General features: G+C 71.8%; 11 protein-coding genes. 4 read left to right on the top strand and 7 right to left on the bottom strand.

Annotated features, from left to right (window positions below; translation table 11 throughout):
- Positions 1–34: 34 nt before the first annotated feature.
- Positions 35–607, bottom strand: coding sequence for a TetR/AcrR family transcriptional regulator (locus ACFC51_RS23260; protein WP_376378728.1), 573 nt, complete (start codon positions 605–607; stop codon positions 35–37).
- Between the two features lie 177 nt (positions 608–784).
- Here ACFC51_RS23260 and ACFC51_RS23255 point away from each other — a divergent pair, with 177 nt between their 5' ends.
- A complete protein-coding gene (locus tag ACFC51_RS23255; protein ID WP_376530590.1) occupies positions 785–4330 on the top strand; it encodes a S41 family peptidase in 3546 nt (1181 codons plus the stop codon).
- Positions 4331–4511: 181 nt separating this feature from the next.
- Positions 4512–5030 carry a DUF3291 domain-containing protein gene (locus ACFC51_RS23250; protein ID WP_376378722.1) on the top strand — a complete coding sequence of 173 codons (519 nt, stop codon included), beginning with the start codon at positions 4512–4514 and terminating at the stop codon, positions 5028–5030.
- 103 nt (positions 5031–5133) lie between these two features.
- Here the strand turns inward: ACFC51_RS23250 and ACFC51_RS23245 are convergent, their stop codons facing one another.
- The 4 genes from ACFC51_RS23245 to ACFC51_RS23230 form a co-directional block, all read right to left on the bottom strand.
- Positions 5134–5373, bottom strand: a complete 240-nt coding sequence (locus tag ACFC51_RS23245) for a hypothetical protein (RefSeq protein ID WP_376530588.1) — start codon at positions 5371–5373, stop codon at positions 5134–5136.
- An 86-nt stretch (positions 5374–5459) separates the two neighbouring features.
- On the bottom strand, positions 5460–6344 hold the full coding sequence (locus ACFC51_RS23240; protein ID WP_376378717.1) for an SDR family oxidoreductase: 885 nt from the start codon (positions 6342–6344) through the stop codon (positions 5460–5462).
- On the bottom strand, positions 6341–7297 hold the full coding sequence (locus tag ACFC51_RS23235; RefSeq protein ID WP_376530585.1) for an alpha/beta fold hydrolase: 957 nt from the start codon (positions 7295–7297) through the stop codon (positions 6341–6343). The genes ACFC51_RS23240 and ACFC51_RS23235 overlap by 4 nt, the downstream gene beginning before the upstream one ends.
- Complete coding sequence (locus ACFC51_RS23230) at positions 7294–8814, bottom strand: flavin-containing monooxygenase (RefSeq protein WP_376530582.1); 1521 nt, start codon at positions 8812–8814, stop codon at positions 7294–7296. The genes ACFC51_RS23235 and ACFC51_RS23230 overlap by 4 nt, the downstream gene beginning before the upstream one ends.
- Positions 8815–8983: 169 nt before the next feature.
- Here ACFC51_RS23230 and ACFC51_RS23225 point away from each other — a divergent pair, with 169 nt between their 5' ends.
- A complete protein-coding gene (locus ACFC51_RS23225; protein ID WP_376378763.1) occupies positions 8984–9631 on the top strand; it encodes a MerR family transcriptional regulator in 648 nt (215 codons plus the stop codon).
- A 390-nt stretch (positions 9632–10021) separates the two neighbouring features.
- Here ACFC51_RS23225 and ACFC51_RS23220 read toward each other — a convergent pair whose 3' ends face one another.
- The gene (locus ACFC51_RS23220; protein ID WP_376530580.1) at positions 10022–10642 is read right to left on the bottom strand and encodes a hypothetical protein; all 621 of its coding nucleotides are present in this window, start codon (positions 10640–10642) and stop codon (positions 10022–10024) included.
- Between the two features lie 421 nt (positions 10643–11063).
- On the opposite strand from ACFC51_RS23220, the gene ACFC51_RS23215 reads away from it, so the two are divergent.
- Positions 11064–11393: a DUF6422 family protein gene (locus ACFC51_RS23215; RefSeq protein ID WP_376378706.1), complete on the top strand. Its 330-nt coding sequence runs from the start codon at positions 11064–11066 to the stop codon at positions 11391–11393.
- Positions 11394–11662: 269 nt separating this feature from the next.
- On the opposite strand, the gene ACFC51_RS23210 is transcribed toward ACFC51_RS23215, so the two are convergent.
- Positions 11663–12478: an exodeoxyribonuclease III gene (locus ACFC51_RS23210; RefSeq protein WP_376378703.1), complete on the bottom strand. Its 816-nt coding sequence runs from the start codon at positions 12476–12478 to the stop codon at positions 11663–11665.
- Between the last annotated feature and the right edge of the window lie 10 nt (positions 12479–12488).

Genomic DNA, 12488 nt, shown 5'->3' with positions numbered 1-12488 from the left:
GGGGAGTCAGGTCGTACGGGAGGAAGAGGGGACGTCAGACGCCGAGGGCGGGGAACACCACGGCTTCTGCGTAGTCGGTGAGGAACGCCTGGTCGACAGGCTTCTCCTCGACCAGCTCACGAGCGGCGAAGGCGCCGATCATCATGTGCGACACAAAGGGAAGCGCTGGGTTGTCCGCACGCACTTCCCCCCGGTCCACGGCTCGCTGGAGCAGAGCACCGAGACCGGTCATCTCCGGCTCGATCATCAGCTCCCGCAGCGCCTGGAGGAGGTCGGGGTTGTTGTGGACGGCATGGGACAGACCTCGCATCAGCGCGGAGTTCCGCTCCATCTGGCAGTCGTCGGTGCGGTGCAGCACGGCCAGGAAGTCGCCGCGGAGCGAACCGGTGTCGACATCGGCAAGGTGCACCGGCTTGTCGTGCCGGAGTGCCTTGACGACCAGCTCGGCCTTGCTCCCCCACTGGCGGTAGAGGGTGGCCTTGCTGGAACGGGTGCGGGCGGCGACGGCGTCCATGGTCAGGGCTTCGTAGCCGACCTCGCCGAGCAGGTCGAGCACGGCGGTGTACAGCTCGCTCTCGCGTTCGGGCGTGAGCCGGCTGCGTGCCATGGATCGACCTCCTCTTCCTCGCGCCTGCTGGATCGTACGTCAGCCGAAGATCAACTAACGGAACGAAACTGTTTCGTACACTTCGAATGTACCCCCCTCCTCAGCGAAACGATGCGGTTTCGCTTGTGTCCTGCACCACAAGTTGCCGCGGGCCCTTCCCACCGGAAGCATTGGAGGGTGAGTGACGACGTCGCGTATCTCCGTTTCCCGCACCTCCACGAGGACTTGCTCTGTTTCGCGGCCGAGGACGACCTCTGGGTCGCCCCGCTGGCCCCGGCGGGGCAGCGGCCCGGCCGGGCGTGGCGGCTGACCGTCGACCGGACCAGGGTCGGTCATCCGCGCTTCTCGCCCGACGGCAGCCGTATCGCCTACACGACCTGGCGCACGCTCGACCCCGAGATCCACCTCGCCCCCGTCGACGGCGGGCCCGCCCGCAGACTCACCCACTGGGGTTCGACCGACGCCCGTGTCTGCGGCTGGAGCCCCGATCCCGGCGACTCCTCCCAGATCCTCGCGGTGTCGTCGCACAACCAGCCGTTCTCCTACTTCTCCTGGGCCTACAGCGTCCCCACCGACGGCAGCCCCGGCGGCAAGCTCCCCTGGGGGCCCGTCTCCGACATCGCGGTCGCCGACATCGACGGCTCCCGGCGCACCCTGCTCCTCACCGGGAAGCCGCCGCACGAGCCGGCCGCCTGGAAGCGCTACCGGGGCGGGGCGATGGGGCGGCTGTGGCTGCACGGCGAACGGCTGCTGCCGGACATCGGCGGCCACCTGGACGCGCCGATGTTCGTCGGCCGCCGGATCGCCTTCCTCTCCGACCACGAGGGCGTCGGCAATCTGTACTCCTGCCTGATGGACGGCACCGACCTGCGCCGGCACACGGACCACGACGCGTTCTACGCCCGGCACGCCTCCAGCGACGGGACCAGGGTCGTCTACCAGTGCGCCGGCGACCTGTGGCTGGTCGAGGACCTGGAGTCGCCCGACGCGGTGCCCCGGAAGCTGGAGGTGCGGCTCGGCGGTCCCCGGACCGGACGGCGCACGTACCAGGTGCCGGCGTCCAGCCATGTCGACTCGCTGGCCGTGGACGAGACGGGCAGGGCGAGCGCCGTCTCCGTACGCGGCAGCCTGTACTGGCTCACCCACCGCGACGGCCCCGCCCGCACGATCGCCGACACCCCGGGGGTGCGGGTCCGGCTCCCGGAGATGCTCGGTAGCAGCGGACAGGTCGCGTACGTGACGGACGCCGAGGGCGAGGACGCCGTCGAGATCGCCTACCTGCCCCGCGCCAGCGGTGACCGCCCGCCCCGCCGGCTGGCCGCCGGGCGGCTCGGCCGGGTCCACGAGCTGATCTCCGACCCGGAGGGCGAGCGGCTGGCCATCGCGTCGAACGACGGCCGGCTCCTGCTGCTGGACACCACGGAGGAGCCCGGGGAGCCGGGCGGGGACACGGCTCCTGCCGGTCCGGACGACGCCACGCCGCCCGAGCCCTCCGAGGGGGTCGCCCCGCCGAGAACCCTCGCCCCGCCGGGCGTCCTCACCGCGCAGGATGCCGCCGCACCGGACCCCGCCGAGGCGGCGCACGACGAGACGGCGCACGACGAGGACGGCTCCACCACGGACGAGGCCGCCGGGGACCAGAACCTCGGGGACGGGAACCTCGAGGGCGGGAACCTCGGCGACGGGAACCTCGGGGGCGGGGTCACCGAGCTCATCCGCTCCGTGAACGGACCGGTCCGCGATCTGGCCTTCTCCCCCGACGGCCACTGGCTGACCTGGTCGCACCCCGGCGTCGGGCGCTCTCTGAGGCAGATCAAACTGGCGCGGATCAGCGGCCCGGACGCCCCGGTGACGGTGGACGTCACCAACGGCCGCTTCGAGGACGAGAACCCCGTCTTCACGGGCGACGGCCGCTATCTCGCCTTCCTCTCCTGGCGCGGGTTCGACCCGGTGTACGACGTCCACACCGGCGACCTCTCCTTCCCGCTGGGCTGCCGCCCCTACCTGGTCCCGCTCTCCTCGGCCACCCCCTCCCCCTTCGCCCTGCTCCCGGACGGCAGGCCCGCGGCCGGCGGGCTGGACCCGGTGGACATCCCCGAGGGCCCGGTCGAGGGGCCCACGGTCATGGTGGAGTTCGAGGGGCTTCAGAACAGGGTGACCCCGTTCCCGGTCTCGGCCTCGAAGTACTCCGGGCTGCAACCGGTCAGCGGCGGCGGCCTGGTCTGGCTGCGCTGGCCGATCTCCGGCGCGCTGGGCGAGACGTTCGCCAACCCGGCGGACATGTCGGGCCGCCCCACCCTGGAGCACTTCAACATCTCCAAGGCCCGCAAGACCGAACTGGTCGGCCATCTCGACTGGTTCGCGGTGAGCGGCGACGCGAGCCGGCTGGTCGTCATGGACGACGGCGAGCTGCGCGCCGTGCCGTCCAACGAGCCCGGCGACAACGACACGACGGTCTTCCTCGACTTGCGGCGCATCCTGCACGACGTCGATCCGGCGGCCGAGTGGCGCCAGGCGTACGGAGAGGCGGGCCGCATCGTCCGGTCCTACTTCTGGGAACCGGACATGTGCGGCATCGACTGGGACGGTGTGCTGGAGCAGTACCGCCCCCTGCTCGAACGGGTCGCCTCCCCCGACGAGTTCGCCGACCTGCTCCGCGAGGTCCTCGGCGAGCTGGGCACCTCCCACGCGTACGTCTCGCCCGCCCGCCGCAACGAGGGGCCCCCGCACTACCAGCGGGCGATCGGCCTGCTGGGCGCCAACCTCGTCTGCCGGGACGGGGACTGGACCGTGCAGCGCATCCTGCCCGGCGACTCCTCCGACTCCAAGGCCCGTTCACCGCTCGCCGGTACGGGGATCAGGGAGGGGGCCGTGCTCACCCATGTCGACGGCCGTCCCGTCGACCCGGTGGCCGGGCCGTACCCGCTGCTGACGGCGGCGGGCGGCACGACGGTGGAGCTGGCGTTCCGCCCCGCCGGGGGCGAGTGCGGCGGCCGGTCGCGCCGCATCGCGATCGTCCCCCTGGTCGACGAGAGGCCCCTGCGCTACCAGGACTGGGTGGCCAAGCGCCGTGAGGTGGTACGGGAGCTGAGTCACGGGAAGTGCGGCTATCTGCACATCCCCGACATGGGCGGCTCCGGCTGGGCCCAGTTCAACCGCGATCTGCGGCTGGAGGTGTCCCGGCCGGCCCTGATCGTGGACGTGCGGGGCAACGCGGGCGGTCACATCAGCGAGCTGGTCGTCGAGAAGCTCACCCGCACGATCCTCGGCTGGGACCTGACCCGCAACGCCCAGGCCGTCTCGTACGCCTCCAACGCGCCCCGGGGGCCGGTCGTGGCCCTCGCCGACGAGGCGACGTCCTCCGACGGCGACATGATCACGGCGGCGTTCCGGCTGCTGAAGCTGGGCCCTGTGGTCGGCCAGCGCACCTGGGGCGGCGTGGTCGGCATGACCGGCCGGCACCGGCTGGGCGACGGCACGGTGATCACGGTCCCGATGAACGCGGCCTGGTTCGACACGTACGGCTGGTCCGTCGAGAACCACGGCGTCGAGCCCGACCTGGAGGCGCTGCGCACCCCGCTGGACTGGGCGGAGGGCCGCCACGCCGTGCTGGACGACGCCGTCAGGATCGCCCTGGACCTCCTGGCCGCCCACCCGGCGTCCACACCCCCGGGCTACGACACGGCCCCCGACCTCCGGAGGCCCCCGCTGCCCCCGAGGTGACCTCGAGGCCGGCCGGACCCACAACACCCTTGCCCAAGAGGCCACTTCCACGCGGAAAGCGCAACTTCGACACCACGCGCAGAGGCAGCTACCTTCCCCCTGGACCTCGGCGATCCCCCACGTTCGTACGGGAGTTCGTTCAGGCCGAGCCACCATCCGACGCCCGACCAGGGAGATACGCATGCCCCGACTCGCGCTGTACACATTCGGCGTCCTGAAGTCGCCACTCGCCGAACCCGCCCCTCTGACCCGCGAGTTCTACGACATCGGTGCGGTCGTGTACCGGAAGATCGGCGAGGCACCCGGGTACCTCGCTCACGCAGAACCGGCAAGCGTCGAACAGGGCATGCTCTTCGAGGCGGAGTGGGGTGCGTGGGGGGACTTCGCCGTGCCCGCCTGGTACGACAAGGGCCGCACGGCGAAGACCACCGCCCTGGCGACGACCCTGTCGCTCTGGACCGGGCTGCGCCCGGCCTTCGACGCCGTCTACACCGGTCTGCACCGTGAGGCGCTGAACCGACGCCACGACTGGTTCGAGAGGACCGGACACCCGGCCTACGTGTTCTGGTGGGTCGCCGACGGCGTGACGCCCACCTGGCAGGACGGGGTGTCCCGGCTGGAGCACCTCCACGACCACGGCCCCGCGCCGCACGCCTTCACCTTCCCCCGCCCGTTCTCCCCGGAGGGCGAGGAGGAATGAAGGCCCGACCGGTCCCGCGGCGCGGCCCGCACATGCGCGAAGGGGCGTACCCGGCAACCCGGGTACGCCCCGACAGACCACGGACGCTCAGCGGCGTCGGCCGTCAGCGCTCGGAACGCTCACGCGGACGGTCCTGGCCGCCCTGCGTGCGGTTCTGCGGCTCGGACCGACGGCCCTGAGCCTGGCCCTGGGCCTGGCCCGGGCGCTGGCCCTGGCCACCGGCGCGACGCGACGCATCGGCGGAGCGCTCGCGCGCCTCACCCTGCTTGCCACCCGCCTTCTGCTGCTTGGCCTGGTCGGCGAGCTCCTGCGCCTTGTCCTTGAACTGGTCTGCGATGCCCATGCTGTTCACTCCTATGTGGGTGCGTGGGGTCGGCCCCGGTGGGGCCTCGCTCAGACTTACACACCCGGACATTCGCCGCATTTCGATCATTGACGCTGCGTACGCGCCTCCTGGTCGGCCGCTCCGCCGGCTCCCACGAGCCCCTTGCTCACGCCGTCCAGACGGGCTCCGAAGCGCTTCATCTCCCGCTGCCCGACGGTCCCTGTCACCATCGGGAGATAGCCCCGGATCGACTGCATCCCCCGCAGCCACCACTGCGCGTACACGTGCGCGGAACGCCGCTCGATCCCCGCCACGATGCGGTCGACCGCCGGGCCCAGGGGGTAGGTGCGGTTCGTCGGCCACGGCAGCCGCTGCCTCAACTCCCGCATGACGTCGTCCTCGTCGGCGCCGCGCACCATGTCCGTGTCGGTCCAGGACAGATAGCCGACACCGACCTTCACGCCCCGGTGGCCGACCTCGCCGCGCAGGCAGTGTGCGAACGCCTCCACCCCCGACTTCGAGGCGCAGTACGCGCTCATCATCGGCGCCGGGGTGATCGCGGCCAGCGACGCTATCTGGAGGAAGTACCCGCGGCTCTCGATGAGCACGGGCAGGAACGCCCGCGCGGTCACCGCTCCGCCTATCAGGTTCACCTCCACGACCCGGCGCCACGCCTCCGGATCGGAGTCCACGAGCGGCCCGCCGGTGGCGACGCCCGCGTTGGCGACCACGATGTCGATCTTCCCGAAGCGCGCCTTGACCTCTTCGGCGACCCTGCTCATCGCCACGTGGTCGGTGACGTCGGCGTGCCAGTGGTCGCTCTCCGAGTGCAGCCGCTCCGAGACCTTCTTCAGCTCGTCCGGCTCCAGGCCGACCAGCGCCAGCGTGGCACCGCGCGCCGACAGCTTGCGGGCCAGGAGCTCGCCCACTCCCCGCGCCGCGCCCGTGACGACGACGACCTGTCCTTCGAGACTCCGCCTGCCGCTCATGCGACCTCCTCCTCGCTCACGGCTGTCGCCGTGCTGCCCGCACCGTCCACAATGACGTACGAGGCCACCAGTTCGCGGAGCTTCGCCGTGACCACTTCGGGCGCCTCGACCGGTGTCATGTGCCCCATGCCCTCCAGCTCGGTGAGCCCGAGGCCGTTCGGCAGTGCCGCGGCGATGGCCCGCGCGTGCACGGGCGGCGTCAGCCGGTCCGCCGTTCCCGCGATCACCGCGGCCGGCAGCCGCAACTCCCTGACCCGCGCCTCGAGGTCGAGCTCCGCAAGAACGCGCCCCCAGGCGACGCGTGCCCCGCGGGGACACGCATGGACGATCCTGGCACAGGTCTCCACGCGGTCCGGGGCAGAACCACGCCCCATCGTGACGTACCTGAGGATCACCTTCGACACCCCGTTGACGGGTCCGAGGGGTGCGCGGGCGGCGAGGACCGCCGCCGTCATCCGCGTACGGAGCGCGCCGGCCCGCAACGGGAGCACCAGCGACTCGGCCGTCAGGCGCGAGCTGCCGGTGCTGCACAGCAGGACCGCCGCCCCGTGCTCCCGCACGGCGTCGCGCCCGGCGGCCGCCATGATCGTCATCCCGCCCATGGAGTGCCCGCCGAGCACCGCCTTCTGCCCGGGTGCGAGCGTCGCCCGCAGGACCGCTTCGAGGTCGTCGGCCAGCGCGCGCGTGCTGTACCCGTCGGGGCCCGCCGCAGGGGAACGGCCGTGGCCCCGCTGGTCGTAGACGACGACCCGGTGGTCCACCGCCAGGTCACGCACCTGGGCGTCCCAGAAGCGGGTGTTGCAGGTCCAGCCGTGCGCCAGGACCACGGCGGGCGCACCCTCGGGTCCGTGGACTTCGACGTGGACGCGCGAGCCGTCCGCGGAGACGACGCTCAGTTCGCGTTCGGGCACGGGGGCGGACGCGGTGGCCGCCGTCTGCGTCAGCCGGCTCATCGTGCTGCCTCCTCGGTGACGGCCTGCGCCACGGCGCGGGCGGCAGGGGGGCGGATGACGTCGTACTCGCCGAGGTCGACCGCGCGCGTGGCCCGCCGGAACTCGGCGGTCGTGCCCGGCCAGACGGTGGTGTTGCGCCCGTTGGCGTCGAGGTACCAGCTGGTGCAGCCGCCGGTGTTCCAGACGGTCCGCTTCATCCGCTCCTGGACCCGGTGGCTCCAGGCGCCCACGGCGGAGGGCCGCGCGTCGAGCGCCGCGCGTCCGCCCAGGACGTCCAGCTGGCGCATGTAGTCGGCCATGTAGTTCAGCTGGGACTCGATCATGAGGATCATGGAGGAGTTCCCGAGCCCCGTGTTGGGGCCGATGATCGTCATCCAGTTGGGGAAGCCGGCCACCGTCGCACCGCGCAGCGCCTGCATCTCACCCTTCCAGGACTCGGCGAGGGTGATGCCGTCGGCGCCGACGACCCGTGTGGCGATCGGCATGTCCGTCACGTGGAAGCCGGTGCCGAGGATGATCACGTCGGCCTCGGTCTGCGAGCCGTCCGACCCGACCAGGGTGGAGCCGCGGACCTCGGACAGGCCGGAGGCGACCACGTCCACATTCGGCTGGGCGAGCGCGGGGTAGTAGGCGTTGGAGAGCAGGATGCGCTTGCATCCGATGCGGTACGAGGGGGTCAGCTTGGCCCGCAGCGCGGGGTCCTTGATGGCCCGCGCCATGTTGGACTTGGCTATGGTCTCGACGAGTCCGAGCTGGTTGGGGTGCTTGGTGAAGGCGCCGACCTGCAACTCCCTGATGCCCCAGAGCAGTCCGCGGCGCGCGGTGGCGGTGAAGGGCAGCGCCCGGTGCAGCCACTTCTCGGCCCCGCTGATCGCCCGGTCCATGCGCGGCATCACCCAGGGCGGGGTCCGCTGGAAGAGCGTGAGGCGGCCGGCCCCGCGCTGGATCTCCGGGACGATCTGGATCGCGGAGGCGCCCGTGCCGATCACGGCGACGCGCTTGCCGCTCAGGTCGTAGTCGTGGTCCCACTGCGCGGAGTGGAAGACCTTGCCGGGGAAGTCGGCGAGCCCGGGGATGTCCGGCAGCTTGGGGTCGGAGAGCGGGCCGGTGGCGGAGACGACGGCGTCGGCGGTGATCGTGGTGCCGTTCGTCGACTCGATCACCCAGTGCAGCTCGTCGTTGTCCCAGCGCATGACCGAGACCTCGTGGCCGAGCCTGAGGTGCGGGCGCAGCCCGAAGGTGTCGGCGACGCGCTCCAGATAGTTGCGGATGTGCTGCTGCCCGGAGAAGGTGCGCGGCCAGTCCGGATTGGGCGCGAACGAGAAGGAGTACAGGTGGGACGGCACGTCGCAGGCACAGCCCGGGTAGCTGTTGTCCCGCCAGGTGCCGCCGACGGCTCCGGCCCGTTCGAGGACCAGGAAGTCGGTGATGCCTTCACGACGGAGGCGGACCGCGGCTCCGAGGCCCCCGAATCCGGATCCGATCACCGCCACTCGTACGTGCTCGTGCTGGGCCATGCTGCCGCCTCCCCGCGGTACGTGCCACGACTCTGCCAGCAATCACTGGCATGGTTGGGAGGGTAGAGCAGCTCCGTACCGATGGGTAGGGGTCGGGACGAGGAAAGTTACCGGCGGTACAACATAGGGTGCGAGGGTGGCTGAAGGACGCGAGCACCGTGAGTACCGCATGGAGGAGCTGGCCGAGAAGGCCGGTATCACCGTGCGCACCCTGCGCTTCTACCGGGAACGCGGCCTGATCCAGCCACCCCGCCGCGAGGGCCGTATCGCCTGGTACGACGACCACCACCTGGCCCGGCTGCGCACCGTCACGGGCCTGCTGGAGCGGGGCCACACACTCAACGGGATCGCCGACCTCGCCGCCACCTTCGACAGCGGCCGCGACGTCGCCGAGGTGCTGGGCCTGGGCGAACCGACCGAGGAGACCCCGGTCCGCCTCACCCCTGAGCAGCTGGCGGACTACTTCCAGGACCAGGCCACGGCGGAGAACCTCGCCGCGTCCATGGAGCTGGGCTACCTCGGCATCGACGGCGACGAGATCGTCCACATCAGCCGCCGCCTCCTGGAGGCGTCCTCCGAACTGGTGCGCGCCGGGGTCCCGCTCGACGCCGTGCTCTCCGCCGGCCGCCACGTCCGCGAGCACGCGGACGCCCTGGCCGACCTCTTCGTACGGGTCCTGCGCGCCCACACGTCGCAGACCGGGCCGGACCAACTGCGCACACTGGCCCAGGCGGTGGTGGACGCCGAGCTCTCGATGGCCCTGGACCGCCGGCTGCGGGACGACAAGGCCGCGGGCGGCGACCAGGCCGCGCCTTGAGAACGGCGCACGACGGGGTCGGCCGCGTTCCGATCGAAGGAAGCGCCGTGGTTGACCCCGCGCTGAAGCACTCCTTGCGCCACCTCCGCTCCGTGAAGTCGCATCCGCCGCCCACGGCGGACTCCGTCGAGTTCGCCGACTGGAAGGAGGAAGTCGCCGGTGCCTTGGAAGCGTTGGCCTGCGTGCTGGCCTTCGAGGCTGACCGCGCCAGGGCCAGGGCGGAGGCAGCCGCTGCGCGGGAGCAATCCGCAGAGATTCGACGCCGGTGCGGGTTCGGGGCCACTCGGGTGTGAGTGGTCGGCGTACCGGAAGTCCCGGCGAGAACGATCAGGGTCCGGTCGCCGGCTCAGGGAGCCGGCTCCGACGCTTCGCGCAGCTGCGGCAGCGGAGTCAGCCCTGCGCCTGCCGGGCGGGAAGGGCATGCGACAAGAGGAACTCGGTCGCCCCGGCGATGGCCTCGGCGGAGGAGGCGTGGACGGCCTCGGATTCCTTCTCCTGCTGGTCCGCCGCGGTGGCGGTGAACCACCAGGCGTCGGCATCCGAGTCGTGGTGGATGACGGCGGCGCCGCCCGCGTACTGAAGCGGGACGGACTCGCCGGCAGCCTTCTTGGCCACTGCGTGCGGCCACTTGAGACGGGCCGACTGGCGCTTGATGCCACCCCAGGCCGCGCCCAGCTGCGCGTAGTTGGCTCCGCTGCGGCCCGCGACGGTGGCGGCGCTCTCGGCCAGCCGGTCGACGGACAGCTTGGCTTCGTACAGCGCCCTCAGCACGGCCAGCTGCACATCGGGAGCGGCCATGAGCGCGGTATCGAAGGGCTTGTCGGCGGCGCGATAGGCGAGAGCACGGGTCGAGATCCCCTCGGCCAGCACCCGCACCGCTTCCAGCACCTTGTCATCCATGGAGAACGAGTCGCCCTCGGCGGGCTCGCACCAGGCGGGCTCCACCGGAGTCATCACGGTGGTCCAGAAGTTCTCGTCGTCCCTGTCAGGGGTCGGGATCACATCATTCATGCGACAAGGTTACCTGTCACCATCTTGAGTGACAAGGAAAACTGTCGATGACGGTTGCGGGGCGCCCAGGTGGGATGCCCTGGCGCCCGGCCCCGGCACGCGCCTCAGCGAACCCACAGAGCGGCGGTCTCGCTGTCGGCGCCGTAGTACTGAGCACCCGCCTTCTTCGTCCCCTGGCTCTGGTCGCGGTCGGCATGGCAGGCGGGAGCGGCATCTCCGCCGGCGCCGACCGGACGAGAGGGTCGCGCAGATGGCGGCGGACGTCACCGTCGAGGCAGGACGGCAGGCCGGTGAACCCCGCCCGGACGTGACGAGCGCCCCGCCCGCGAGCCGGTCGCCCCACCTCCGGCCGCCCCCCGCCCGACGGACGCGCGGGCGTGCCGCGGGGGATCGGTCCGCGACCCCTGGTAGGACAGCAGCCGTGAACTGGAATGACAGAACGAAAGCACAGACCCGGGCCCTCGCAGAGGCGGGCACCCTGCTCATCGAAGCCCGCCGCAAGGCCGCGGACCTGGTACGCGCCTCGGGCGCGGAGCTGTCCCCCGAGGAACGCGACTGGGTCGGCCGCCCCTGCATGGCCGCACTGGAGCCCCCGCCGACCCCGCACTCCTGCGGCTGCGAGAACTACGGCGGCTCGGGCGGCGAAGAACCCTGCCTGAACACCTGGACCGACTTCACCGGCCCGGATTTCGGCACGGGATCGCCCACCAGGACCTGCGAGCACACGGAGTCCGAGCACGTCGAGATCTGACCGGGCAGGAGAGCGCGGACGTCCGGGGTGCGGGAACTGATCGACGGCCCCTGATCCGAGACACGGGGTTCGGCCCGGGGCCGAAACCGCCGCCGCACCGGCGGCACGTTCGCAGACTCCACGGCGGCACGCTCCCGGACCCCGCCCCGGACCCAGGTCCCGCGTTCCCGGACCCAGGTCCCGCGCTCCCGGACCCCGCCCCGGACCCAGGTCCCGCGCTCCCGGACCCCGCCCCGGTCGCGGGACGGAGCCACCGCTCAGGACACGGCCTACCGCTCGTACGTAGCCGTCACCGGCGCGTGGTCGCTCCACCGCTCGCCGTGCGTGGCGGCGCGCTCCACCCACGCCTTCACCGCGCGTCCGGCGAGACCCGGGGTCGCCACCTGGTAGTCGATGCGCCAGCCCGCGTCGTTGTCGAAGGCGCGGCCGCGGTAGGACCACCAGGAGTACGGCCCCTCCTGCTCCGGGTGCATGGCCCGGACCACGTCCACGTACGCCGCCTCCTCGAAGACCCGGGTCAGCCACGCCCGCTCCTCGGGGAGGAAGCCGGAGTTCTTCTTGTTGGCCTTCCAGTTCTTGAGGTCCGCCTCCTGGTGGGCGATGTTCCAGTCGCCGCACACGACGACCTCGCGCCCCTCGGCGGCCGCCCGGACCTTGAGCCCCTGGAGGTAGGGGAGGAAGGCCGCCATGAAGCGCTCCTTCTCCTCCTGCTTCTCGGTGCCGACCTCACCGGAGGGCAGATAGAGGCTGGCGACGGTCACGCCCGGCAGGTCCACCTCGGCGTACCGGCCTGAGGTGTCGAACTCCTCACTCCCCGGGACCCCGAACCCGCCGAACCCGATCTGGACGCGCTCCGGCGCGTGCCGCGTGTAGACGGCGACGCCCGCACGCCCCTTGGCGGCGGCCGGGGCGTACACGACGTGCCAGCCCTCGGGCTCACGGAGCTCCTCGGGGAGCTGCTGCACCTCGGCGCGGACCTCCTGGAGGCAGATCACATCGGCCTCGGTACGCCCCAGCCACTCGACGAAGCCCTTCTTGGCGGCGGCACGGAGCCCGTTCACGTTCACGGTGGTAACAGTCAGCATCCAGGTACAG

This window comes from Streptomyces sp. NPDC055962, from assembly GCF_042270185.1.
GTDB lineage: Bacteria > Actinomycetota > Actinomycetes > Streptomycetales > Streptomycetaceae > Streptomyces.
Note: the sequence above shows the minus strand (reverse complement) of the source record. Positions and strands in the feature narration are given on the sequence as shown.